The following is a 24,494-nucleotide window of genomic DNA, read 5'->3' on the forward strand; positions in this document are numbered from 1 at the left end:
AAAAAGAATAAGAAATGAAAAATATAGCAATAGTAACTGTAGCATTAATGACCTTCTTTATGGTTGGCTGCAATGACAAGCCCGATTCAGAATTGGGACATAACGAAGAAAACACAACTACCGAAAAAATGGAAAGTGAAGGAGATGCACACGGTGAACATAATGAAGAAGAAGAAGGCGGTCATAATGAAGAAGAAGGCGAGGAAGGCGTGGTAATGCTTTCCAACGACCAAATCGAAACCGTTGGTCTTAAGACCAAATTGTTGGAAAAACGTAATCTCGGTAACAATATCAAGGTTACAGGAAGACTCGAACTTTTTCCTCAGGACAAGGCCAATATCAGTCCATTTATGGGTGGTAACGTTAGGTCCATTAAGGTTATAGAAGGAGATAAAGTACGCAAGGGTGAAGTGCTTGCATATCTTGAACATCCGGATATTATAAGTATGCAGCAGGAATATCAGGAAAAAAACGACGAACTCGTATTCCTAAAGCAGGATTTTGAGCGAAAAAAGATATTGTTCGACAAAGGTGTTTCCTCAGGCAAGGAATTCCAAATGGCACAATCAAAATTTCGTTCCACGACCTCAAGTGTAAACGGTTTAAGGTCAAAACTACGTTTGTTGGGGATTAACGCATCCAAGGTAGAACAAGGAGAAATCTACTCTGCAATACCTATAACTACACCAATATCGGGCTACGTAGACGAGGTAATGGTAAGTCTTGGGGACTATGTGGCACCGCAGACCAAGATGTTCGCCGTGAGCGATAATTCTAAAATTCATTTAGACTTAAAAGTTTACGAAAAGGATATTCCAAAGGTAAAGGAAGGACAGAAAATAATCTTTACGGTAGCTTCTAAACCCGATGAATTGTTGACCGCAGAAGTACATTCCATCGGTAAAACCTTTGAGGAAGACCCTAAGGCCTTGCACGTGCACGCCGATATAGATAATAAAAATGGCGAATTGCTTCCCGGTATGTATGTTGAAGGCAGGATTGCGGAAGGACAAAAATCAGGATATGCCGTTCGAGAAGATGCCATTGTCAAGGAAGGCGAACAATCCTATATTTTCATTGTGGATGAGGATGAGGAAACCGAAGAAAACACGGTGAAATTTAGAAGAATCCCCGTAAGTACAGGCGTCAATGACCTTGGCTTTGTGGAAATCAATATTCCTTCAGAAATGGCAAAAAATATTAGGGTTGTCACAGTTGGAGCCTACACCCTTTCTTCGGAAATGGTCAAGGGTGAACTGGAACACGGGCATTAATCCAATAACAATCAAAAGTTTTGATTCCGAGTCCGTTTATCGTCTTAATTAGTTAGTTAAAATTAAAGAACAGGCTCGGTTCAAAATCGATTAAAAATAAATAATTATGAAAGAAATAAAAGCATTTGTAAAACCGAACAGGATACAAAGAATTATAGAAGCCTTAACAGATAACGGCTTTGAAAGTATGACCCTTTCACATGGAGAAGGCACTGGGGCGTTTAAGGCAAAAAGAGCAAGACCTTCGTTGGATTTTCGTATTACCGATAGTCCTGTAGTTAAGCTGGAATTGGTCTGTCAAAATGAGGAAGCCCAAGCTGCCATAGAAATAATTTTAGCCAATGGAAGAACGGAAGAGCCGGCTGACGGTATTATTTATTTAAGCAATATTGAGGATGCCTTTCAGATTAAAACAGGAGAATCCTTAAAACGGTACGACCTATAGAACACTTTGTTGCGAATGGAAAAAATAGTTCAATTTTTAGAAAGCAAAGGAATACGACCTACGGCTATGCGCCTTATGACCTTTAAGCGGTTGGCAGAGTTGAATGTGGCCATCAGCCTTGGCGACTTGGAAAAAGATTTTAAGGTCAGTGAAAGAAGTACCCTATTTAGGACTATGAAAGCGTTTGAAGAAAAAGATATTGTGCATCAAATCGAGGATGGGACAGGAGTTATAAAATACGCCCTGTGCGAAGAAAATTGTGAGTGCGAGGTCGGCAACGACCTTCATTTACACTTTCATTGCAACAATTGTAATGAAACGGTCTGTTTAACAGACCATAAAATCCCCCATATCAACTTACCTGATGGCTATATTACCGAGGATATCAACTTGGTGGTAAAGGGCATTTGCGAAAAATGCAGCGACAATCTGCATTAAACGTTTGGTTTTTAAATTCAATTATCATTTAAAAATAGTGAGCAATGATAACAATCTATAAAAAAGAGGCTACTGTATATATGGTGGCAGAGAATAAGCTGGATGCCAAGGATTATGAAAACTTGATACCGGTCTTAACAGAACATATAACTGCATATCAGGAAGTTTCCTGGTACATTGAAATGAAAAATTTTGAAGGCTGGACGGCAAGTGCATATTGGAAGGGAATTGAATTAAATCTTTCGAATGAAACGCATTTAAAGCGTGTCGCATTAGTAGGAAGTGTTAAATGGCAAGAGCAGTTCACAGAAATGTTGTTGCCTTTTTCCAAGGCTCATATCAAATTTTTCAATCCCGAAGAAAAAGACAATGCTAAAAAATGGATAGAAAACTCATATAAGGATGAAAAAAACACAAATTAGATTACCAATTATTCTTCCGCAAGTTCCAAACGAAAAAGATACTTGTGTTGAAAGGCTTATTCAAGAACTACAGGCTAAAGAGGGCATCGAAAAAGTGCACGTTGCCGATGCAAACGGAGATGATGTGCCACAGCTCTGTTTTCATTATGACCCCGATATCATTTCTATTGACCGCATTCAATCCCTCGCCGAACGGACAGGTGCCGAGATTACCGAAAAATACGGGCATTTGCTCATTGAGGTTAAAGGAATCAGACATACAAGACAAGCTCGTTCCATCGAGAAAAGCCTTTTGGCAATCAATGGGGTTTTGGAGGCTTCCGTTTCGGCCTCTCGGAATGGTACGACTTGAGTTTGATAAAAAGCAAACTAATTTTGATAAAATAAGCAAACAAATTGAAAAGGAAGACCTTCAGGTTCAGCGGAGTGCTTCAAACGAAAATGATTACACCGAAGCATCCGAGAAAAAAACAGCAGCGTTCAAAGAAGGAAGATACTAAAGAGCAAACTTCCACCGAGGGGCACGAGCACAAAGAGGGCGAGACCCACGAGGAAGGAGAAGGGCACGCCCACGGTGGGATTTTCGGTAAAAATACGGAGCTTATTTTTTCTATTATCTGTGGGGCACTTCTCGGGATAGGTTTCGGACTTTCCTATGTTGCATCCATCCCGATTGGGTCAGTCTTACTTTATACATTGGTGCTTACTTTTTTGGAGGGTACTTTACGGCGAAAGAGGCCATACAGACCGTGGCCAAAGGTGGTTTTGAAATCGACTTCTTGATGCTAGTCGCTGCCATTGGTGCCGCTGCTGCGGGCGAATGGGCAGAAGGTGCCTTGTTGCTGTTCCTGTTTAGTCTTGGGCACGCCCTTGAACATTATGCAATGGAAAAGGCCCGAAAGTCCATTGCGGCACTGGCAGACCTTGCGCCAAAAACAGCCTTGCTTAAAAAAGATGGCAAGACAGAAGAAGTCGGGATTGAAAAATTGGACATTGGCGATATAATCGTGGTCAAGCCCAACAGTAAAATATCTGCCGATGGTGTTGTGGTCAACGGAAAAAGCAGCGTAAACCAAGCACCTATTACGGGGGAAAGTGTACCCGTGGACAAACTTCCCGTGGAAGATACGAGCAGGGACTATTCGGCAGACGATGATATCAAGGACGAAAATCGCGTGTTCGCTGGAACTATCAACGGTAATAATACTGCGGAAATAAAGGTAATCAAAGAAGCCAAAGACTCTACGCTGTCCCGACTCGTCAAACTGGTCAACGAGGCTCAGACCCGTAAATCCCCTACCCAACTGTTGACCGATAAGTTTGAAAGATACTTTGTACCATCCGTACTGATACTGGTTGGTATCCTGCTCTTTGCCTTTCCGGTCATTGATGAACCGTTTAGTGCCAGTTTTTACCGTGCAATGGCGGTATTGGTAGCCGCTAGTCCCTGTGCACTGGCCATTTCAACACCAAGTGCCGTATTGAGCGGTGTGGCAAGGGCAGCACGTGGTGGCGTGCTTATCAAAGGTGGGCGACCACTTGAGGATTTAGGTGTCATTACGGCTTTGGCTTTTGATAAAACGGGCACGCTTACAGAAGGCAAGCCCAAACTTACCGAAGTAGTACCATTAGGGGATATTGAAGAAAATGAACTGTTAAAGATAGCTGTTGCTGTTGAAAAATTGAGCGACCACCCTTTGGCCAAAGCTGTCGTAAGGGATGGGAAAGAGCGTCTGAAAGGGACTGATATTAACGATGCGTCAGATTTGGAAGCGGTTCTCGGAAAAGGTATCAAAGCGTCCTTGGGCAAGGATAAAATCTATATTGGAAACCTTGACTTGTACGAAGACCTCGATGAAGCAAAACCATCCGAAGAAATATCGAATAAAGTAAAAGAACTTGAAAGCGGCGGAAACACGACGATGCTTATAAGAAGGAACAAAGAATATATCGGTATCATCGCCCTGATGGACACCCCACGGGAAGCGGCCAAGGAAACACTGAAAAAATTAAAGGAAATCGGTATCAAGCGGATGATAATGCTAACCGGGGATAATCAAAAGGTTGCCGACGCCGTTGCTAAAGAAATTGGATTGACCGATGCTTGGGGAAGCCTGTTGCCGGAGGAAAAAGTGGATGCCATAAAAGAATTAAAGGAAAAGGAATCCAAGGTGGCAATGGTGGGAGATGGTGTAAACGATGCGCCCGCGATGGCAAACAGTACCGTGGGCATAGCAATGGGAGCGGCTGGAAGCGATGTGGCCTTGGAAACGGCGGATGTTGCCCTAATGGCCGATAAGTTGGAAACCCTGCCTTTTGCCATTGGCTTAAGTAGGAAAGCAAAGGCCATAATCAAGCAGAACCTTTGGGTAAGCCTTGGGGTTGTGGCACTTCTGATACCAGCTACCATTTTGAGTTGGGCAAATATAGGGGTTGCCGTTGCGTTTCACGAGGGGTCTACCTTGGTAGTCGTGGCCAATGCTCTGCGCCTTTTGGCTTATAAAAAAGATTAGAAAAATTGGGACATAGAAGAACCTGGTTTTTTGAAAGAATATTAAATGACAAAGACGGAAAAAACATTATTGGCTAAAGGGATTCGACCTACTAAAATGAGGTCGCAGATATACAAGTTCCTAAAAAGGAAACAAAGTGCCGTGTCCTTTTCCGATTTGAAAAAGGCCTTTGTTCAAAAGAGCAAAACCAATAAAACAGCAAACAGAACGACCTTTTATCGAAACCTCAAGATTTTCGAGGATAAAGGGCTGATTCATCAGATTAATGATGGGGTCGGAGTCGCAAAATATGCGATTTCTGATGAAAACGCCAAAGGTAAATACGGTACAGATTTACATATGCACTTTCATTGTACCGATTGTAGGAAAACAATCTGCTTACCAAATAAAATATCGGAAGAGAGCTTGCCGAGACGATTATGAAGTGAACGATGTGAACCTGGTATTGAAAGGAATATGTGAAAAATGTAGGCAAAAATAACAGGTGGGAGTTCCGAACTCTGAACCCTTGCGCCCAATGGTCAGGTTCAGGTTTCTTCCGCCTTCTTTAACTTAAAAAATATAATGGCAGAACTAAAAAAAACCTTGGGTACGCTTCGACTTACCTTTTATGGCGTTGGCACGATTGTGGGCGGAGGAATCTATACCGTGATTGGCGCGGCAGCTGGACAGGCAGGAATGGACATTTAATCGAAAAAGAAAACTTTTCAAAAGAAAAGACCATCAAAAAAGCAGTTGTAATGGCTGGAGAATGGTTTTACGATTTAGAAGGATAATAATTAATTAAAAACCAAACAAAATGTTACGGATAATCGAATTAACAAATAAAAATACTATTGCTACAAAAGCTTCAGGCAAATTGAGAAAAGAAGATATAGAAAAAATCCACCCACTTATCCACGCCATACTGGACAAGGGGATGAAAGTTCGTTGGTATTTTGAGATGGACAATTTTACGGGTTGGGACTTGTCCGGTTTATGGGAAGACCTGAAAATGGACACGGCCCACGCCAAGGACTATGAAAAAATAGCAATGGTAGGAGATAAAAAATGGCAGGAATGGATAACCCAATTTATGAAGCCTTTTACGAACGCCGAAATTAAGTATTTCAATATAGACCAAAAGGAAGATGCCAAAAGTTGGATTGAGAGCCAGTAAGCTTACTTCCATAAAAGACAGACGATGAATAAAAAGAATATTTTTATTACCATACTAATTGGGTTTGCCATAGGTGTTTTTATCCTTCAACCTTTGGGGATAACAATTTTCACGTTTAGCAGCCGTAATTACGAAATCAATTGGTGGCAATATTTAATAAATAATTTCATTGAAATTTTGAATATCAATGGGAATCAAATTTTTGAGAATATTCTGTTTGGATTATTAGGTGCTAGTGTTGCGCTGATGTATTATTTAGGTAACAGAGAAAAGGATATAGATAATAAGTAGCGGTAACTGGTTATGTGAAAGAGTGAAATTTTTTATTTAAAATTAATTAAGTGAAAACTTAATTAATAGCAGGCAGCTTTTATGATGCTTTTTAAAGCAAAATGATTAATAGCATTAAAAGCAAAAGTAGAAGCTGCTTTTTTTAATTATACAATTAAAGATGGATATTATGAATGTTAAACATTGTATTTTAATAACCTTATTGGTTTGTTATTATAGGGCAAACGCCCAAAAAATTTATACAACTGAAGAAGGTCATATTATGATGATGACTTTGGTTGATGATAAACCCATCAAGGCAGAAAGCCATAAATTGGCCTTATATCTTGATTATGATTCCAAAGTGGTTAATGGTGTACTCGACCTTAAGACTTTATCAACAGATAGTCCTGAAATCAATGCCACTTTACAACAGCGGGAAGACCCTTTAATGCTTCGGTTCACGGGCACTATTCCATCACAGGATTTTTTATCAAAACGGCACGACCCTATCAACTTTAATTGGCTGATAGATGTTACTTATCAAGGAAAATCTTTTAAATCACAATTTAAAGCAACCATTACCCATATAGAACAAGGAGTAAGTATGTCCTGCCTGATAAGCGCAACCGGACAATTATTGGTTTCAAATACTGGTTTGGATTCCTTAATAGAGGGTATCGATGATACCATAGAGGTGCAGTTTGCCCAAATGGTGTTGAGATTGGAATAACTATAAATTTAAATGAAATTATAATCGAATTAATGAAAAAAAAGAAATTGAATTTAAGAGATTTAAATAAAACTTCATCCGATAATCACAAGCGCAATGCTGGCCACAACCATAGCAGTCCGGAAAGTATAGGGAAATTTAAAATTTATGTACCAGCAATTTTCAGCTTTGTAATGCTGATTATTGGTATCGCGATGGATTATTTTGACGTAGCTTTTTTTAAAGATTGGATACGTATTGTCCGGTATGCAGTCGCATATCTTCCAGTAGGTTTTCCTGTGATAAAGGAAGGTTGGAACAGCATCAAAAATGGCGATTTCTTTACCGAGTTTTTATTGATGTCCATCGCAACCATAGGTGCATTCGCCATTGGCGAATATCCCGAAGGTGTGGCAGTAATGTTGTTTTATGCGGTAGGCGAATTGTTCCAAAGTGCCGCCGTTAAAAGAGCCAAGGGAAGCATCAAGGCATTACTGGATGTAAGACCTAATGAAGCCTTGGTCTATAGGAACAACAATTATGTTTCTGTAAATCCCGAAATCGTTGCTATTGGCGAAAAAGTGCAAGTCCGTGTGGGCGAAAAAATTCCTTTGGATGGTATTTTATTGTCCGAAAAAGGCTCGTTCAATACCGCAGCATTAACGGGCGAAAGCAAACCTGACACCATTGCAAAAGGAGAAAAGGTATTTGCAGGAAGCATCAATCCGGATGGCGTTATTGAAATTGAAACGACCAAAGAATTTAAGGATAGTTCCATTGCACGTATTCTCGATATGGTGCAAAACGCCACCGCACGGAAATCAAAAACCGAATTGTTCATTAGAAAGTTCGCAAGAATCTATACACCAATCGTTGTCTTTCTTGCGATTGGATTGACGTTTATACCCTACTTTTTTGTGGACGATTATGTCTTTAGCGATTGGTTGTATAGAGCCTTGATTTTCTTGGTTATTTCCTGTCCTTGTGCATTGGTTATCTCTATTCCGTTGGGTTATTTCGGTGGATTGGGCGCAGCTTCAAAAAATGGAATTCTCTTTAAGGGAGCTTCCTTTTTGGACGAAATGACAAAGGTAACTACGGTTGTAATGGACAAAACCGGAACCGTGACCAAAGGGGTATTTAAAATCAAAAATGTTGTTGTAAACAATGGGGCATTGAGCGAAGCCGAAATGATGAAATACCTAATGGCGATGGAAGAACAATCCACTCATCCCATTGCCAAGGCAATTATGGAATATAAAGCCGATGGCGAAGATTTTCAAGCATCCGAAGTAAGTGAAATAGCAGGAAAGGGATTGAAGGGAACTGTAAACGGCAAAACCGTATTGGTTGGGAATAAACCATTGATGACTTCAAACAATATCGAAGTTCCATCTGAAACCGACAACATTGTAGAATCTATCGTAATGGTTTCCATTGAAGGCAAATTTGCAGGCTATGTAATCATTGCAGACGAGTTAAAGGATGATGCACACGAAGCCATTAAACAAATTCGGGAATCTGGTATTTCAAAAATCATAATGCTTTCGGGCGATAAGGATTCAATTACGCAACAAGTGGCAAAAGAAATGGGTGTAGATTGGGCAAAAGGTGGATTGTTGCCGGAAGATAAATTAGCCGAAGTTGAAAAACTGATGTCCGAAAACGATAATAAAGTGGCTTTTATTGGCGATGGCATAAACGATGCGCCAGTTTTGGCAGTAAGTGATGTAGGTATTGCAATGGGTGGTTTAGGTAGTGATGTGGCTATTGAAACCGCAGATGTCATTATCCAAACAGACCAACCGAGCAAAATTGCAAAAGCTATTAAAATAGGTCGTTCAACCGGACGTATTGTATATCAAAATATTACGCTTGCTTTTGGAGTAAAAGCTGTAGTACTTGTTTTGGGAGCAGGCGGTCCGGCGACAATGTGGGAAGCGGTATTTGCAGATGTCGGAGTAGCTTTATTAGCCATATTGAACGCGGTTAGATTGCAAAGAATGACTTGGAGTTAAAGCATAATATTATGAATAGAAAAGAGCATTGGGAAAACGTTTTTAAAACAAAATCTTTAGATGAAGTGAGTTGGTATGAAGTTGTGCCGGAAACATCTTTATCCTTTTTTAAGGAATCTAATATCTCTAAATCTTCAAAAATCATCGATATTGGAGGAGGTGATAGCTTTTTGGTAGATAATCTTTTAAAGTTAGGATACAAAGATATTACAGTGTTAGATATATCTCGGAGCTGCATTGGATAGAGCAAAGCAACGATTAAAAGACCAATCAAAGAAAGTAAAATGGATAGTAGCTGACGCTGCTGATTTTTCAGCACCAGAACATTATGATTTTTGGCACGATAGAGCAGCATTTCACTTTTTAACTAATGAACAAAGTATAAGAAATTATATTGAAACAGTCCAAAAACATCTTAATAAGAACGGTAATTTAGTTATTGGTACTTTTTCTGAAAACGGTCCTAAAAAGTGCAGTGGGTTAGAGATAAAACAATATTCAGAAACCACAATGACCAATCAATTCAAAACACATTTTGAAAAAATTAAATGCATTAAAATTGACCATAAAACGCCCTTTGATACAAATCAAAATTTCGTGTTTTGCTGGTTTAAGAAAATAACATAATCACTAAAATAATTACCATTAAATTTTTCTGAACAAAAGAAGGTAAATGAGCAAATTCTACAAATCATTCAGCCTAAAACGTAACATACTAAAGTCCTTTAATTCTGAAATTTGTAGTCTACAAATAAGAATAGGATTATGGAGACAATTAACGTATTTGCAACCAAAGAAAAGAACCGTAAAGAGAGTATAAAAGAATCATTTCCTGTTACAGGAATGACCTGTGCATCTTGTGCAGCGAGCGTTGAATCAGTATTAAAACATACAGAAGGTGTATTTGATGCAAGCGTCAATTTCGCAAATAGTTCTGTTCTTGTGGAATATGATAAGGAGTTGAGTCCTAATCAACTTCAAAATGCACTTCGTGAAGTAGGTTATGACATTATCATAGATGCAGAAAATCCTTCGGAAGTACAGCAAGAACTTCAACAAAAACACTACGAAGATATAAAGAACCGTACCATTTGGTCGGCAATTCTTACGCTTCCCATTTTTGTGTTAGGAATGTTTTTTATGCAATGGGAGCCAGGGAAGTGGATTTCTTTGGTATTGACCTTTCCAATCCTATTTTGGTTTGGGCGAAGTTTTTTCGTCAATGCTTATAAGCAAACCAAATACGGTAAAGCGAATATGGATACCTTGGTCGCTTTGAGTACCGGAATCGCTTTTATCTTTAGTGTATTCAATACCTTTTTTCCTGAATTACGGGTAAGTCGCGGTATCGAGCCACACGTTTATTACGAGGCAGCTACGGTAATTATAACCTTTATTTCCTTGGGAAAACTATTGGAAGAAAAGGCAAAATCAAATACTTCTTCGGCCATTAAAAAACTAATGGGACTGCAGCCTAAAACGCTGAAAATTATTGAGAACGGAGAAGAAAAAGAAATTCCTATTTCATCCGTGCAAGTAGGTCAAACTATTTTAGTACGTCCAGGAGAAAAGATTCCCGTAGATGGCGTAGTTTCCAAGGGAAGCTCATTTGTAGATGAAAGTATGATTACGGGAGAACCTGTTCCTGTTGAAAAAACAAAGGATGGAAAAGTATTTGCAGGTACGGTAAACCAAAAAGGGAGTTTTCAATTTACTGCCGAAAAAGTAGGAGGTGAAACCTTGTTGTCCCAAATCATAAAAATGGTTCAACAAGCACAAGGGAGTAAGGCACCAGTTCAAAAACTGGTTGATAAAATTGCTGGTATTTTCGTTCCGGTGGTGTTGGGTATTTCCATTGTTACTTTCATTGTATGGATGTTGGTTGGAGGGGATAATGCTTTTTCGCAAGCCTTATTAACTTCCGTAGCAGTATTGGTTATCGCTTGTCCTTGTGCATTAGGATTGGCAACACCTACTGCCATAATGGTGGGTATTGGCAAAGGAGCTGAAAATAATATTCTTATTAAAGATGCTGAAAGTTTAGAGCTCGGTCATAAAGTAAATGCAGTCATTCTTGATAAAACGGGCACAATTACAGAAGGAAAACCATTAGTAACTGATATCCTTTGGAAGGATAAACTTGAAAATAAGAATGAATATAAAAAGGTTCTTTTAGCTATTGAAGCGCAATCAGAACACCCTTTGGCGGAAGCAGTAGTCAACCATTTAAAAGATGAAAAGGTTGAGCAAGCTGAAATTGCTTCTTTTGAAAGTATTACAGGTAAAGGTGTTCAAGCTGAAAATAGAAACGGTTCAAAATACTATGTAGGTAACCATAAATTAATGGTTGAGAAAAATATTCAAATCGACGCTTCCCTAATGCAAACGGCAGAAAGTCTCGAAGAGCAGGCTAAAACGGTTATATTCTTTGGTAACGAAAAAGAAGTGCTGGCGATACTCGCCATTGCAGACAAGATTAAGGAAACTTCAAAAAAGGCTATAGCAACGCTTCAAGAAAGAGGTATTGAGGTTTATATGCTTACAGGAGATAATAATAAAACCGCAGCTGCTGTCGCAAAACAAGTAGGAATAACAAATTACCAAGGCGAAGTAATGCCTTCGGACAAGGCAGCTTTTGTTGAAAAATTGCAGGCGGACGGAAAGATAGTCGCAATGGTTGGCGATGGTATTAATGATTCCCAGGCTTTGGCGCAAGCCAATGTGAGTATTGCAATGGGAAAAGGTTCAGATATAGCGATGGACGTAGCAAAAATGACCTTGATAACATCAGATTTACAATCCATTCCAAAAGCATTGGAACTGTCAAAAAGAACCGTTTTGGGCATACGGCAGAATCTATTTTGGGCATTCATTTATAATCTCATTGGTATTCCAATTGCAGCAGGCGTTTTGTATCCTATAAATGGTTTTTTATTAGACCCAATGATTGCAGGAATGGCAATGGCATTCAGCAGCGTATCTGTAGTTGCAAATAGTTTAAGACTTAAACAAATAAAACTTTAATATTAATTGTAAATTCAAATTCAATGAAAACTTTAAAATTTAAAACAAATATCAATTGTGGTGGGTGTATATCAAAAGTAACACCCTTTTTAAACAAACAAGAGGGTGTAGAAAGTTGGGAAGTGGATACCGCTAATCCTGATAAAATTCTAACTATTGAAAGCGATGGTGCTACCGAAGAAGATGTAAAGGCTACATTGCAAAGAGTAGGGTTCAAGGCTGAACCTGTAGATTAATACTTTCGTTATAATATGGTCTATATTTTAATTTTTGTGGTGATGCTTCTGTTTGCTATTCATTTTTATCGAAAAGCAAAAAGACAAAGCGTAAAGCCTTTTCCGGAGCACTGGCACAAATTGTTAATGGAAAATGTTCTCTATTACCGAAATCTTTCAGAAGAAAGGCAACTTGTTTTTCAGCAACGAATGATGCAATTTTTAAGTGAAGTTTATATAGATGGTGTGCAGTTTGAATTAGAAGAATTAGACAAAATTTTAATTGCAGCAAGTGCAGTAATCCCTGTTTTTGGCTTTAAAGAATGGCACTACACCAATTTAAGTGGCATCCTCTTATATCCAGATAATTTTAATGAGGATATGGGATTTAGCAGTAAAGATAACTCACGAAATATCGGCGGTTTAGTCGGAAATGGTCGTTTTGAGAAACAAATGATTTTATCCAAAAAAGCCTTATATCACGGTTTTAATAATACTAGTGATAAAAGTAATACGGGTATTCACGAATTTGTACATCTTATAGATAAGCTCGATGATAGAACAGATGGTGTTCCAGAGCGGCTATTAGAACATCAATATGCAATACCTTGGTTAAATTTAATCCATAAAGAAATGGAAGCGATAAATGATAGCCATTCTGATATCCGGAAATATGGTGGCACAAACCAAGCTGAATTCTTTGCCGTTGCTTCAGAATACTTTTTTGAACGTCCAGATTTGCTTAAAAAGAAGCATCCGAACTCTATAAAATGTTGGTTAAATGCTTTAATCAAAAATGAGCTTATACTAAAGGCTTTGATTAATATGGAACTCTTGTTTTGGCTGGGGAATATTATCTTTTGGTAGTGATATGTGCGAAATAGGATATAAAGCTACTTTTTACCCTTTAATTTTTTTATTTTAGCAATTGATGCAAAAACACAACAACATAAAAGCACTTTTCTTTTTAGGGGTATTCTCTATGCTGCTATTGCATCAGCTCTTGCCTCATTGGCATCACGAACACGACGTTGAGCATTCACATAAAGCTGTTGCGAATAGCGACACACACAGCCACCATCACGATGATCCGAAAAAGAAAGTCCTAACAAAGGGTTTTTAGATTTGTTTTTGGAAATGCACGTGCATTCAGTCGTATCTAATGAGATACTGTTAGCACACGAAAGCAGTATAAAGCACCTCGAAGTTAAAAAAGATATATGTGCGCCTATTTCAGTTGTACATTTTCATAGTACTATGAACTATGATGAGGCCGAAAAAATAAAGGTTTATCATCCACCCAATAATTATTTTAACGCATATCTCTCATCCCTCGATTCACGAGGTCCACCTTCTTTAGGTTAATCGTTTAGGAATACTTCCCTCTATGGTAGTAGACCTTTTTATAAATTCAGATTAAACCTAAAAATTACAAACAATGAATAAACACATCGTATTCGCAATTTGCGGATGCCTGTTCTTTGTTAATGGTTTCTCACAGGATAAAAATATAGAGCAACTACTTAATGAAATAGAACAGAATAACACAGAGTTAAAAGGCTATCAATCGTTCATTGAAAGTCAGCAACTCGAAAACAGGAGCAACAATAATTTGCCCGACCCACAGCTTTCCGGCTTTTATTTACCATTTGGCGACAATACAACCGATGCCTATTCCGAATATCAAATAGCACAATCCTTCGAATTTCCGACGGTATATAGTTCACGCAGTAAATGGAATGACCTAAAGTCGATGGAACTGCAAACGTCCTATGCTCAAAAGAGACAGGAAGTTTTGTTGAAAGCGAAAACCTTACTGATTGAACTTGCTTTTCTTCAAAAACAGAAAGGTATTGAAACCGAAAGAAGAACTCAGAGCAAACAAGTTTTCGACCAAATTCAAGAGCTTTTTGATAAGGAACAAGTTGGTATTTTAGATTTAAACAAAGCGAAAATTGCTTGGATTCAAGAGCAGTTTGTTGTTGAACAGATTGAAAGCGATATACAAATTTTACTGTCCAAACTCAAAACCTTGAATGGAGGGAACGCCATCGCTGGTTTTACGCCAAGTATTGATTTATCTATCGAAGTTGCTTCGGTAGAAACTCTTTGGCAGGAAAAATTATCAAATGACCCTTTACTGCAAGAATTAAAGGCTATTGAGACATCTTCACTTCAAAAAGTAAAACTGGAAAAAAACAAAGTACTACCAAACGTAGCACTTGGTTACAATTATCAAGGCGTTAGCGGTAGTCATTATTCCGGTTTTTATGGCGGTGTTTCGATTCCCCTTTGGAATAGCAAGAACAAAGTAAAAGCTGCCGAAGCAAATTTTGAATATCAACAGTCCAACACGCAGGTAGTTACCACTTCGCTTTATACACAATTTCAAGAAACCTATTATCGATACGAATTGATGCTTGAAAAATTTAATGAGTATCAAAACACTATGGGCAATTTAAATAGCGAGCAACTGCTTTTTAAGGCTTATATGTTGGGCGAGTATTCGTTTATGGATTATTACGTGGAGCTTCAGTTTTATCGGAATGCATCAGATAAAATGCTGCAAATGGAAAAGGAACTGCAACTGCTTCAAGCACAATTATTAAAACATCAGTTATAAATTTTTAAACATACAATTATGAAATCGAAGATTCACGAATACCAAAACAAATATTTAGCAATGAGTAAAATTTCAAAAATAATATTAGCCATAGCCATAGGTTCAATGATTACTATAACCTCTTGTAGAGATACAAAAGCAAAGACAGAAACTACAGAAGAACACGGTCACGAACACGATGCGGACGGCAATCATATGCACGATGAAACCATAGAACAAGAAGAGTTTCAAGTAGAAAAAGATTCTGTAAAGACTGAAACCCATACACACGTTGATGGCGCTGAACACCACGACCATTAAAAAATATATAACATATGAAATATATAATAATAGTGCTCGCCTTTTTGGCAATGTCCTGTAATAACAAGGCAGAAGACGCACACGCCCATAACGAAGATGGTAGTCACGTGGGCGAAGAAATTCCACGATTGAGCCATACTATCTCGGACGGATAAAACAGAGCTGTTTGTTGAGTTTCCTGCGCTTATAGTGGGCAATGGAAGCAGATTCGCAGCCCACTTTACGGTTTTGGATAAACACCAGCCCGTTCGGGAAGGTTCTGTTACGGTCAGTTTGATAAAAGGCGGAAAAGGAATCAGAAATACGGTGGATGCACCGTCATCACCAGGTATTTTTTCGCCTGCTATTCAACCGAAAGAAGCTGGTAACTATCAATTGGTTTTTGAATTGACAACACCAGATTATTCAGATAAAATTTCAATTGATAATGTGGTGGTATATGCCAGTACGGACGAAGCCATAAAAGCTTTGGGTACTGCCGAAGATGATGGAAGTATCTCGTTCTTAAAAGAGCAGGCTTGGAAAATCGATTTTCAGACCGCACCTGTTGTTTCGGATAAAATTTACGATGTCATTAATACGTCCGGTGTTTGGATGCCATCATTAGGCTCAACAAAGTCGTTGGCGGCAAAATCCAATGGTGTGGTGAACTTTAAGGAGGATAACCTCACGGAAGGCACAGCGGTTAAACAAGGTCAGTTGTTAATGAGCTTGAATAGTCAAGGTTTGGCTTCAAACAATTTGAGTACAGATATCGCTTCCGCGAAAGCGAAATACCAACAAGCCAAATCTGAATATGAAAGAAAGAAGGAGCTATACGAATCCAAAATTGTCCCCAAATCTGAATTTGAAAAAGTGGAGAGCAGTTTTGAGATAGCCAAAACCAACTATCAATCATTGGTGTCAGGTGTTGCCGGAGGAAGCAAACAAATTCGTGCACCATTTGATGGTTTTATCAAATCCATTATAGTTTCCAACGGCGATTATGTAGACCAAGGCCTGGCATTGGTAACTATTGGAACACATCAATCCAAAGTATTGAAAACCCAATTAGCACCCAATTACGGACTTACAATGGAGAATGTACAGGGTATTTGGTATCAAACTAAAGACGGACAATGGGCAGATGTAACAGATGCCGAAGGCAAAATCCTTTCTATTGGTAAAGATGTGGTGCGTGAACAACCTCTGATTTCAGTTTTTGCCCAAGTAAATGCAGAGGTGAATATGCCGGAAGGTAGTTTAACACAGGTACAAATTGCAATGGGTAACGCAACCCAAAAGACAATGATTCCTGTAAATGCTTTATTGGAGGACTATGGAAGTTATTCCGTTATGGTACAACTTTCAGGAGAAAGTTTCGAAAGACGACCTATCAAAATCGGAAAACGTAACGGCGAAAATGTAGAAATACTTCAAGGTTTACAAGTGGGTGAAGTGGTAGTAACCACAGGCGCATATCAAGTTAAAATGGCGTCAATGTCACGGTTCTACACCTGCACACGGCCACGAACATTAAAAACGAAGAGAAATGTTAAACAAAATATTATCAATTTCACTTCAAAACAGATTGCTCATCCTGTTAGGAGCACTTGCATTGAGTGTATTGGGCGTGTATTATGCACGTACAATGAACGTCGATGTATTCCCTGACCTTACAGCACCAACGGTAACCATTCTTACCGAAGCACACGGCATGGAATCTGAAGAAGTAGAAAAATTAGTAACCTATCAATTGGAAACAGCCTTAAATGGTTCGCCCAATGTGAGACGAATCCGTTCGTCATCAGCAGCAGGGATTTCCATTGTTTGGGTAGAATTTGAATGGGGAACCGATATTTATCGTGCACGTCAAGTTGTAAGCGAACGCATACCTATGGTACGGGAGAATTTGCCGGAAGGTATTGGAGCACCAACTATGGCACCTATTTCATCAATTATGGGTGAAATAATGCTCTTGGGTGTAACTTCAGATAGTTTATCGGCAATGGAATTACGAACCTTATCAGATTGGACAATTCGCCCACGCATAAAAGCGATTGGTGGTATTGCAAATGTTGTCGTCATAGGTGGCGATTACAAGCAATACCAAGTATTTGCCAATCCTGAAAAGATGAAGCATTACAACGTAAGTCTTACTGAATTAGTAGAGCACGTTAGGGAAGCAAACAAAAACGCACCGGGTGGCGTAATAAATCAATATGGTAATCAATACATCATAAAGGGAAGCGGTAGAGCTTATGCGTTGGAAGATTTGCAAGAAGCGGTTCTTAAGCAAGTAAACGGTCAGACCATCAAAATAAAAGATGTGGCAACGGTTCAAATTGGTGCTGCCGATAAAATTGGCGATGGTTCATTAAATGCAAAACCTGCGGTTATTCTGACCATTTCAAAACAACCCGATGTAAACACTTTGGAACTGACAGACCGATTGGATGAAGCCATTGCAGACTTGGAAAAAACCTTGCCAAAAGGTGTCAACATTAAAAGTCACATTTTTAGGCAATCCGATTTTATTGATGCTTCCATTAGTAATTTGAATCAAACGCTATTAGAAGGTGCATTCTTTGTAATGATTATACTTTTCATCTTTTTAATGAATTGGAGAACAACTTTAATCTCTTTATTAGCAATTCCTATTTCTTTATTGGTGTCCATCATCATTTTAAAATGGTTGGGTTATACTATTAATACAATGAGTTTAGGTGGTATGGCAATAGCTATTGGTGCATTGGTAGATGATGCCATTATTGATGTGGAGAATGTGTATAAACGGTTACGAGAGAATATCAAAAAGCCGAAAGCAGAACGACAATCGACAATTACAGTTGTTCGTGATGCATCTGTAGAAATTAGAAGTTCCATCATTATCGCAACCCTAATTATTATTGTATCATTTATTCCATTATTCTTTTTAAGTGGTATGGAAGGTCGATTGCTGAAACCATTAGGTATTGCGTTTGTAACGTCTGTTTTAACATCATTGATAGTTGCAGTAACGGTAACACCTATTTTATGTTCCTATTTATTAGATAACGAAAAGCTCTTAAACAAGCAAGCAGAAGGAACACGTGTGGAACGATGGTTACAGAAACATTATGGTAACCTCTTAGAGCGTGCCACAAATATTCCAAAAACCATTATTGGAACTACAGTAATTGCATTTATCATAAGTCTTGTTGTCTTAACGCAACTGGGAAGAAGCTTTTTACCCGAATTTAATGAAGGGTCTTTAGTAATTAGTGTCGTTGGACCACCAGGAATGTCTTTAGAAGAAAGCAATAAAACAGGGAAATTAATAGAGACAATTTTATTGGATTTACCGAAGTAGAAGTTGTTACCCGAAGACAAGGAAGAGCTGAATTAGATGAACATGCACAAGGCGTAAATGCATCAGAAATAGATGTGCCTTTTATTTTGAAAGACAAAACCAAAGAAGAATTTTTTGAAGAAGTCCGAAACAAATTAAGCATTGCACCAGGAGTAAATATTACTTTGGGTCAACCAATCGCACACCGAATTGACCATATGCTTTCTCGGAACACGTGCCAATATTGCTATTAAAATCTTTGGTTCAGATTTGCAACGCTTGTTTGAAGTTGGTAAAAGCGTAGAGCAGAACATTAAGGATATTGATGGATTGGCAGATGTTGCAGTTGACCAACAAATTGAAGTACCGCAAATACGTATCAAACCCAAACGCCAAATCCTTTCCGCTTATGGAATGACCGTAGGTAATTTAATGGAACAAGTAGATATTGCTTTTGCAGGAGAAGAAGCAGGTGAAATTTACGAAGGACAACAATATTTTGATTTGGTTGTGCGCTATGAGAAACCATTTAGAGATGATATTGAAAATATCAGTAATGCCTTAATCAGTTTGCCAAATGGTGGTCAAACCATATTAGGTGAATTGGCAACCATTCAATCCGTAAGTAGTCCAAATACCATTAACCGTGAAGATGTGCAACGTAAGATTGTTGTTGCCGCCAATGTTCAAGGCAGAGATTTACGTGGTGCGGTAAACGAAATAAAGGAAGTGGTTGCAAACAATGTTAATATGCCGAAGGCTACCGCGTGCAATATGGGGGACAATTTGAAAGTGAATCCAAAGCATCGCAATTACTTTTAGCAACAGCCATTGTTGCTATAGGTATTATTTTTCTGTTGCTCTATTATGAATTTAAAAATGTGCAATTGGCGTTTGTGGTACTCATTAATTTACCATTGGCGTTAATAGGTGGTATCTTAATTGTGTATTTCACTTCGGAATTATCAGCATTGCAGCAACCATAGGTTTTATTAGCTTATTTGGTATTGCTACACGTAACGGAATATTATTGGTTTCCGAGATATGAAGATTTACGGAAAGAGGGAATTAATGGTTTCGAGTTAATTAAAAAAGGTGCTTTGGACAGGCTAAACCCGATTTTAATGACAGCCTTTACAACAGGTTTAGCATTGATACCGTTAGCCTTAAAAGGTGGTGAACCCGGAAGTGAAATTCAGAGCCCAATGGCTGTAGTTATTTTGGGTGGTTTGCTTTCAGCTACTATTTTGAACTTGGTGGTGATTCCTTGTGTGTATCAATTAATAACAAAAAAAGACGCAGTGTAAATAGTTAAGTAAAAGTCCTGCCCGAGATATTAAAACATTTGAACATATTATGAAATATTAAAAATGAACAATTGTATTTTGGGTGGGATTAATTTGCCTATGGAAGAGTTACAGATTAAATAAACTAAAAAATAATAGTAAAAATTTCAATTTTCAATTCCTTTTTTGAACATATTAATTCAAAATAAAAGTAATAAATGATAACCACTCTGATATCAGAAAATGCGGAGGCATCAATCAAGCTGAATTCTTTGCCGTTGCATCAGAATATTTTTTTGAACGTCCAGATTTATTCAAAAAGAAACACCCTGACTTATATAAAATGATGGTAAAAAGTTTCAATCAAAAATTAATAACCTGATCCAAGGCATCGTCCGCATCTTTATGAATAAAATTCGCTTGGTAATTCAAAGTAGTTTTCAAATCACTATGTCTATAAAGTTTTTGTAGCATTAAAGGATGAATTTTATCGCCAGCAATATTTCCGAAGGTGTGACGCGCAATATGATTTGATAAACTTTTATCAATATTACATTGAGAAGCGATTCTATTCAAGTATTTATTGAAAAGTTTAGTGGCATTTCCGGTTTTTGTAAAAAAATCTTCATCATCATTTGGTCGAACGTTTTTCAAAAAGGGAAACACATAACCGCGGTTTTCAATTTTATGTTTTTTATAATAATTCAAAATCGTTATTCCTTTTTCTCGCACTTTGAGACTTAAAGGCTTTTCATTTTTATTCATCACATAGTATAATCTGTTATCCTTAAAATCGGACCACTTCAATTTCACAATATCTGAAATACGTATGCCTGCAAAATAAAAGGAAATTAACCAAACATTGTGGGTATGCCAAATTGATGAATAGGGTTCTAATTGTAATGCTTCTATACGCTCGACCTCTTCAGAAGTGAGGCCCAATTTGTTGCTCGTTCCAATTCTAATTTTCTCTTTTTCCCCCGCAAACGGATAATATTTGGCAGCAACGACGCCATCTGTAATTGCAATATTAAAAAGTGTTCTTATAAATATTAATTGGTTTGTAATAGTTCTAGTTTTCTGATTTAGATAAGCCGAACAAAAGGTTTTATATCGTTCTAAAAATGCCTGGTCAATGTCCCGGAATTTCAATTTTGTGTTTTTTTGGAAATGTAAGATGCCATCACTAAAAGAATATTCGGATTTTCTAGCCTTACTAATCCTATTTTTCCTTCTTTGAACAATAGCGTCAATTACTTGCTTTTTTGGCAGTGAAGTTTTTAAGTTTAAAAACTCTTCAATATTGTACAGAATAGATAACTCTGACTTAGCTACAGAAAAAATTTTACGGTCGTACTTTGTTTTCACACGTTCAGCAGCAACTACAAAAAATGACTTCGAGCCACCAGGGCCTTTCAGTTTTTGTTTTACTTGTTTTGGGGTAATATTTTCGTCACTATTATCTAAATAAACATCGTTCGCCTCTGTTAGTTTTTTCAACAAAAAGTTATTTAGTCTTTTATAATTAGGATGACTTCTCTTTGCTTTACCAGCAACTTTATCCCAATCTTTTTCAAGTATATATTGACCAAGCCACTTATAATTAGTTTTATAGTTTGCACTTATTCTTATAGCCAAAGGAATTGTACCATCCTTTTTAATCATATTTTTACGAAGAACAATTTTAATATTAGCCATAGCTTATTGATTTACAAATACAAAGATAGTAAAAACTAGTACAGAATAAGTACAGAATAATTTGAATTCAAATGAATATAAACGCTATTAAATAATATTAAAAATTTGTAATCAATTGATTTTAAGGTGTTTTATGTTAAATAACTCATAGTGAAGACTAAGCTCATAACCCGAAGGTCACTGGTTCGAGTCCAGTTCCCGCTACTAAGTAAGAGTAATCAGAAATGGTTACTCTTTTTTTTTGCAGTAAACTTAATGTTTTACTGTGTTTCTTCAAATTATACATATTCAAATATTTCTTAATTCACACTCAAATTAGGTGTACAATTCGGTGTACCATTTTTAATTCTAGGTCTACCATTTTTTAAAAACATAAAACTATGAATAATAACAAATTAACTATATTATTTCTTTTGCAAAAAGTGAAAGTAAATAAAAAAGGAAAATGCCCAGTAAGGTGCAGAATTACCTATTTAAAAAAACGTAAAGAATTCTCTTTAGGACTATTTTTAAACTCAGATTATTGGGATAGTAAAAGACAAAAAGCTAAACCACCTAATCCAGATAACAATTATATCAATACTCAATTAAGCCTTATTAGTCAAAAGATTAATGAGGCTTTTTTGTTTCTACAAGTTAATGACAAAGCCTTTGATGTTGAGGATATCTATCTACAGTATAAAGGAGAGAATGTAAAGACTCGTAAAACGCTTTTAGAGGTGTTTAAATTGCATAATGAGCGTATGTTTAAGTTAATTGATGTGGATTGCACAAAGTCAACTTATAGGAAGTTTATTGAGGCTAATAAGCATACTGCTAACTTTATTAAATATCAATATAATAAAACTGACATTTTGTTAGAATCTATTAAAATGAATTTTCTAAAAGATTTTGATTTCTACCTAAAGACTGAATTAAATCATAAGCAGATTACTATAAACAAAAGTATACAAAGAGTACGAAAAATCATCAAACTTGCCTTAGCAGAAGGTTATTTACAAAAAGATCCTTTTTTATTGTATAAACCAAAGCGCTACGAAACTAAAGTGGTGTACCTGAATCAAGAGGAGTTAAAGGATTTAGAGAAGTATAGGTTTTCTCAAAAGAGATTATCGCAAGTTAGAGATATGTTTATATTTTGCTGTTACACAGGACTAGCTTATGCAGAAATGAGTAACCTTTCTAAAGAGCATTTGATTATTGGATTTGATGGTAATATCTCGGATACAAATGTATAGGCAAAAGACTAATGGAGTAGTTTCTGTTCCACTACTGTCAAGGGCAAAAGAGGTTTTAGCTAAATATAAAAATGATGACAATCTTTTACCCGTAATTAGTAATCAAAAGTTTAATTCATATCTTAAAGAGATAGCCGAGATTGTTAATATAGATAAAAGACTTACACATCATATAGCAAGAAAAACTTTTGCAACTACCGTATTACTTTATAATGATGTACCAATGGAAATTGTATCTGAATTACTTGGACATTCTAAGATGCAAATTACACAAAAGCATTATGCTAAGGTGGTGCAAAAGAGCGTTAGTTCAGTGATGTTAGATTTAGAAATAAAGTTGAAGTAGCAAGAGGAAAGCCAACTTGTCAACTTTTTTTATCAAAATTAAAGAGGTCACTAATATTTATATCTAATACAATAGCAATTTCATTGGCTGTGCTAATAGATGTATTTATTATACCTCTTTCAATTCTACTAATTTGAGATATTTCTATACCTAAATCATTAGCAAGTTCAGCTTGTGTTAAATCTTTAAATTTTCTAATCTTTCTAAGATTTTTACCAAATTCTATTAAAAACGCTTGATTTCTTGAATACTCCACGCCATAAAACTCGTGTAGTCTTAATATTAATTAGTAGGCAAATTTGCCTATATTTAAAAACTAAATTTATAAAAATGACAACAGTAATTATTATTATAGTATTAATAGTGATTGGTAAGTTTATTTATGATTCTTACATAACGAATAATACTAATGAAAGATGGGTAGAGCACAAGTCAATCATAAAAGCATCAGAACGAAATAAAATTGAAGATGAAATAGATTTAGGTTTTAATGAATTAACTAGAATGTTTTATGAAATAAATAAATTAAATCAATCTAATAATATTTATAGATCTAAAATTATAAAAGTTCAAGAAGCTTTGGAGTACCATTTAATTCATTTTGAATATGTTTTAGAAGAATTAGAAGGTTTGTTATATTCAAATAATAAAGAAAACATCACTAAATACATAAAAATCAGAAACCATAACCTTGTTGAGTTGTCAAATTATAATAGCGATTATGATGTAGACGGAGCGCTATATACAAGTAAGATAAATAGATTTTTAGACAAATTAAATTCATTAGATAAATTAATGCAACCTCTTACAGTTTCTAAAGAAAAGAAAATGAGTAAAAAGGATTGTATGAATATATTACGAAAGGTGCCTTTTATAAATGAAGGCATTAATCACAATATTGTTATCTCTAAAGTGGAGTTTAATAATTTTTCAGGAGAAGCATTAGTAACTTTTCATCTTATGAATGTTTATTGTAAAAAAAAAGCTGAATCACATTTTTCCTCGGGAGAATTTGACAATGCAGTTGATGCATTAATGAAAAAGTATGTAAGTAATGAGTTAGGAATTAAATTGGATAAATTTAAATTAGCTAGTGTATATGGCATTTTAGATTATGATGATATAGTAATTGGAGATGTTATTCCTCAAAGCGAAATTATTTAATCACACTAAAAAATTTTAGATATAATAAAACAAAATTAT

At 36.7% G+C, this 24,494-nt stretch carries 24 protein-coding genes and 3 pseudogenes; 25 read left to right on the top strand and 2 right to left on the bottom strand.

What is annotated here, in order from left to right; translation table 11 throughout:
* Nucleotides 1–14 precede the first annotated feature (14 nt).
* From N7U66_RS17205 to N7U66_RS22680, 22 genes and pseudogenes are all read left to right on the top strand, one after another.
* The gene (locus N7U66_RS17205; RefSeq protein WP_267676246.1) at nt 15–1,274 is read left to right on the top strand and encodes an efflux RND transporter periplasmic adaptor subunit; all 1,260 of its coding nucleotides are present in this window, start codon (nt 15–17) and stop codon (nt 1,272–1,274) included.
* Between the two features lie 106 nt (nt 1,275–1,380).
* The gene (locus N7U66_RS17210; RefSeq protein WP_267676247.1) at nt 1,381–1,719 is read left to right on the top strand and encodes a P-II family nitrogen regulator; all 339 of its coding nucleotides are present in this window, start codon (nt 1,381–1,383) and stop codon (nt 1,717–1,719) included.
* Nucleotides 1,720–1,734: 15 nt separating this feature from the next.
* Nucleotides 1,735–2,157 (top strand): Fur family transcriptional regulator, encoded by a 423-nt coding sequence (locus tag N7U66_RS17215; protein WP_267676248.1) that lies wholly within the window; start codon nt 1,735–1,737, stop codon nt 2,155–2,157.
* A gap of 44 nt (nt 2,158–2,201) precedes the next feature.
* The gene (locus N7U66_RS17220; RefSeq protein ID WP_267676249.1) at nt 2,202–2,579 is read left to right on the top strand and encodes a SpoIIAA family protein; all 378 of its coding nucleotides are present in this window, start codon (nt 2,202–2,204) and stop codon (nt 2,577–2,579) included.
* Nucleotides 2,560–5,092: pseudogene (locus tag N7U66_RS17235) on the top strand (heavy metal translocating P-type ATPase). Before N7U66_RS17220 ends, N7U66_RS17235 begins: the two are co-directional and overlap by 20 nt.
* 45 nt (nt 5,093–5,137) lie before the next feature.
* Complete coding sequence (locus N7U66_RS17240; RefSeq protein ID WP_267676253.1) at nt 5,138–5,515, top strand: Fur family transcriptional regulator; 378 nt, start codon at nt 5,138–5,140, stop codon at nt 5,513–5,515.
* 376 nt (nt 5,516–5,891) lie between these two features.
* Complete coding sequence (locus N7U66_RS17245) at nt 5,892–6,251, top strand: SpoIIAA family protein (protein ID WP_267676254.1); 360 nt, start codon at nt 5,892–5,894, stop codon at nt 6,249–6,251.
* A 24-nt stretch (nt 6,252–6,275) separates the two neighbouring features.
* Nucleotides 6,276–6,542: a hypothetical protein gene (locus tag N7U66_RS17250; RefSeq protein WP_267676255.1), complete on the top strand. Its 267-nt coding sequence runs from the start codon at nt 6,276–6,278 to the stop codon at nt 6,540–6,542.
* Nucleotides 6,543–6,711: 169 nt separating this feature from the next.
* Nucleotides 6,712–7,254: a hypothetical protein gene (locus N7U66_RS17255; protein ID WP_026775381.1), complete on the top strand. Its 543-nt coding sequence runs from the start codon at nt 6,712–6,714 to the stop codon at nt 7,252–7,254.
* 32 nt (nt 7,255–7,286) lie between these two features.
* The gene (locus N7U66_RS17260) at nt 7,287–9,251 is read left to right on the top strand and encodes a heavy metal translocating P-type ATPase (RefSeq protein WP_267676256.1); all 1,965 of its coding nucleotides are present in this window, start codon (nt 7,287–7,289) and stop codon (nt 9,249–9,251) included.
* 11 nt (nt 9,252–9,262) lie between these two features.
* Complete coding sequence (locus N7U66_RS22890) at nt 9,263–9,496, top strand: hypothetical protein (protein WP_449274496.1); 234 nt, start codon at nt 9,263–9,265, stop codon at nt 9,494–9,496.
* On the top strand, nt 9,489–9,878 hold the full coding sequence (locus tag N7U66_RS22895; RefSeq protein WP_449274497.1) for a class I SAM-dependent methyltransferase: 390 nt from the start codon (nt 9,489–9,491) through the stop codon (nt 9,876–9,878). The genes N7U66_RS22890 and N7U66_RS22895 overlap by 8 nt, the downstream gene beginning before the upstream one ends.
* A gap of 138 nt (nt 9,879–10,016) precedes the next feature.
* Nucleotides 10,017–12,275 carry a heavy metal translocating P-type ATPase gene (locus N7U66_RS17270; RefSeq protein ID WP_267676257.1) on the top strand — a complete coding sequence of 753 codons (2,259 nt, stop codon included), beginning with the start codon at nt 10,017–10,019 and terminating at the stop codon, nt 12,273–12,275.
* 23 nt (nt 12,276–12,298) lie between these two features.
* Complete coding sequence (locus tag N7U66_RS17275) at nt 12,299–12,511, top strand: heavy-metal-associated domain-containing protein (protein ID WP_267676258.1); 213 nt, start codon at nt 12,299–12,301, stop codon at nt 12,509–12,511.
* A 15-nt stretch (nt 12,512–12,526) separates the two neighbouring features.
* Nucleotides 12,527–13,290 (top strand): annotated as a pseudogene (locus N7U66_RS17280) (M90 family metallopeptidase).
* Nucleotides 13,291–13,928: 638 nt separating this feature from the next.
* Nucleotides 13,929–15,113: a TolC family protein gene (locus tag N7U66_RS17285; RefSeq protein WP_267676259.1), complete on the top strand. Its 1,185-nt coding sequence runs from the start codon at nt 13,929–13,931 to the stop codon at nt 15,111–15,113.
* 18 nt (nt 15,114–15,131) lie between these two features.
* Nucleotides 15,132–15,413 (top strand): hypothetical protein, encoded by a 282-nt coding sequence (locus tag N7U66_RS17290; RefSeq protein ID WP_267676260.1) that lies wholly within the window; start codon nt 15,132–15,134, stop codon nt 15,411–15,413.
* Between the two features lie 14 nt (nt 15,414–15,427).
* Nucleotides 15,428–15,568, top strand: coding sequence for a hypothetical protein (locus tag N7U66_RS17295; RefSeq protein WP_267676261.1), 141 nt, complete (start codon nt 15,428–15,430; stop codon nt 15,566–15,568).
* A gap of 73 nt (nt 15,569–15,641) precedes the next feature.
* Nucleotides 15,642–17,066, top strand: coding sequence for an efflux RND transporter periplasmic adaptor subunit (locus N7U66_RS17300; RefSeq protein ID WP_267676262.1), 1,425 nt, complete (start codon nt 15,642–15,644; stop codon nt 17,064–17,066).
* Nucleotides 17,020–18,744: an efflux RND transporter permease subunit gene (locus tag N7U66_RS17305; protein ID WP_267678551.1), complete on the top strand. Its 1,725-nt coding sequence runs from the start codon at nt 17,020–17,022 to the stop codon at nt 18,742–18,744. Before N7U66_RS17300 ends, N7U66_RS17305 begins: the two co-directional genes overlap by 47 nt.
* A gap of 258 nt (nt 18,745–19,002) precedes the next feature.
* A pseudogene (locus tag N7U66_RS17310) lies at nt 19,003–20,030 on the top strand (efflux RND transporter permease subunit).
* A 232-nt stretch (nt 20,031–20,262) separates the two neighbouring features.
* Nucleotides 20,263–20,391, top strand: coding sequence for a zinc-dependent peptidase (locus N7U66_RS22680; protein WP_390886660.1), 129 nt, complete (start codon nt 20,263–20,265; stop codon nt 20,389–20,391).
* Here the strand turns inward: N7U66_RS22680 and N7U66_RS17320 are convergent.
* Nucleotides 20,373–21,707 carry a tyrosine-type recombinase/integrase gene (locus N7U66_RS17320; RefSeq protein ID WP_267676263.1) on the bottom strand — a complete coding sequence of 445 codons (1,335 nt, stop codon included), beginning with the start codon at nt 21,705–21,707 and terminating at the stop codon, nt 20,373–20,375. The two genes, N7U66_RS22680 and N7U66_RS17320, sit on opposite strands and share 19 nt — an antisense overlap.
* 380 nt (nt 21,708–22,087) lie before the next feature.
* Between N7U66_RS17320 and N7U66_RS17325 the strand changes: the two genes are divergently transcribed.
* Both N7U66_RS17325 and N7U66_RS22260 read left to right on the top strand, forming a co-directional pair.
* Nucleotides 22,088–22,945, top strand: a complete 858-nt coding sequence (locus N7U66_RS17325; RefSeq protein ID WP_313791297.1) for a site-specific integrase — start codon at nt 22,088–22,090, stop codon at nt 22,943–22,945.
* Complete coding sequence (locus tag N7U66_RS22260) at nt 22,938–23,291, top strand: tyrosine-type recombinase/integrase (protein WP_313791298.1); 354 nt, start codon at nt 22,938–22,940, stop codon at nt 23,289–23,291. The genes N7U66_RS17325 and N7U66_RS22260 overlap by 8 nt, the downstream gene beginning before the upstream one ends.
* 19 nt (nt 23,292–23,310) lie before the next feature.
* Here N7U66_RS22260 and N7U66_RS17330 read toward each other — a convergent pair whose 3' ends face one another.
* Nucleotides 23,311–23,547 carry a helix-turn-helix domain-containing protein gene (locus N7U66_RS17330; protein WP_267676264.1) on the bottom strand — a complete coding sequence of 79 codons (237 nt, stop codon included), beginning with the start codon at nt 23,545–23,547 and terminating at the stop codon, nt 23,311–23,313.
* 74 nt (nt 23,548–23,621) lie between these two features.
* Here N7U66_RS17330 and N7U66_RS17335 point away from each other — a divergent pair, with 74 nt between their 5' ends.
* Nucleotides 23,622–24,455, top strand: coding sequence for a hypothetical protein (locus tag N7U66_RS17335; RefSeq protein ID WP_267676265.1), 834 nt, complete (start codon nt 23,622–23,624; stop codon nt 24,453–24,455).
* Nucleotides 24,456–24,494: the final 39 nt, after the last annotated feature.

Source organism: Lacinutrix neustonica, from assembly GCF_026625145.1.
GTDB classification, from domain to species: Bacteria; Bacteroidota; Bacteroidia; order Flavobacteriales; family Flavobacteriaceae; genus Lacinutrix; species Lacinutrix neustonica.

Bases quoted from the DNA above. Each gene is read 5' to 3' on its own strand.
- N7U66_RS17205 (WP_267676246.1), top strand. From the start codon at position 15: ATGAAAAATATAGCAATAGTAACTGTAGCATTAATGACCTTCTTTATG.
- N7U66_RS17210 (WP_267676247.1), top strand. From the start codon at position 1,381: ATGAAAGAAATAAAAGCATTTGTAAAACCGAACAGGATACAAAGAATT.
- N7U66_RS17215 (WP_267676248.1), top strand. From the start codon at position 1,735: ATGGAAAAAATAGTTCAATTTTTAGAAAGCAAAGGAATACGACCTACG.
- N7U66_RS17220 (WP_267676249.1), top strand. From the start codon at position 2,202: ATGATAACAATCTATAAAAAAGAGGCTACTGTATATATGGTGGCAGAG.
- N7U66_RS17240 (WP_267676253.1), top strand. From the start codon at position 5,138: ATGACAAAGACGGAAAAAACATTATTGGCTAAAGGGATTCGACCTACT.
- N7U66_RS17245 (WP_267676254.1), top strand. From the start codon at position 5,892: ATGTTACGGATAATCGAATTAACAAATAAAAATACTATTGCTACAAAA.
- N7U66_RS17250 (WP_267676255.1), top strand. From the start codon at position 6,276: ATGAATAAAAAGAATATTTTTATTACCATACTAATTGGGTTTGCCATA.
- N7U66_RS17255 (WP_026775381.1), top strand. From the start codon at position 6,712: ATGAATGTTAAACATTGTATTTTAATAACCTTATTGGTTTGTTATTAT.
- N7U66_RS17260 (WP_267676256.1), top strand. From the start codon at position 7,287: ATGAAAAAAAAGAAATTGAATTTAAGAGATTTAAATAAAACTTCATCC.
- N7U66_RS22890 (WP_449274496.1), top strand. From the start codon at position 9,263: ATGAATAGAAAAGAGCATTGGGAAAACGTTTTTAAAACAAAATCTTTA.
- N7U66_RS17270 (WP_267676257.1), top strand. From the start codon at position 10,017: ATGGAGACAATTAACGTATTTGCAACCAAAGAAAAGAACCGTAAAGAG.
- N7U66_RS17275 (WP_267676258.1), top strand. From the start codon at position 12,299: ATGAAAACTTTAAAATTTAAAACAAATATCAATTGTGGTGGGTGTATA.
- N7U66_RS17285 (WP_267676259.1), top strand. From the start codon at position 13,929: ATGAATAAACACATCGTATTCGCAATTTGCGGATGCCTGTTCTTTGTT.
- N7U66_RS17290 (WP_267676260.1), top strand. From the start codon at position 15,132: ATGAAATCGAAGATTCACGAATACCAAAACAAATATTTAGCAATGAGT.
- N7U66_RS17295 (WP_267676261.1), top strand. From the start codon at position 15,428: ATGAAATATATAATAATAGTGCTCGCCTTTTTGGCAATGTCCTGTAAT.
- N7U66_RS17320 (WP_267676263.1), bottom strand. From the start codon at position 21,707: ATGGCTAATATTAAAATTGTTCTTCGTAAAAATATGATTAAAAAGGAT.
- N7U66_RS17325 (WP_313791297.1), top strand. From the start codon at position 22,088: ATGAATAATAACAAATTAACTATATTATTTCTTTTGCAAAAAGTGAAA.
- N7U66_RS22260 (WP_313791298.1), top strand. From the start codon at position 22,938: ATGTATAGGCAAAAGACTAATGGAGTAGTTTCTGTTCCACTACTGTCA.
- N7U66_RS17335 (WP_267676265.1), top strand. From the start codon at position 23,622: ATGACAACAGTAATTATTATTATAGTATTAATAGTGATTGGTAAGTTT.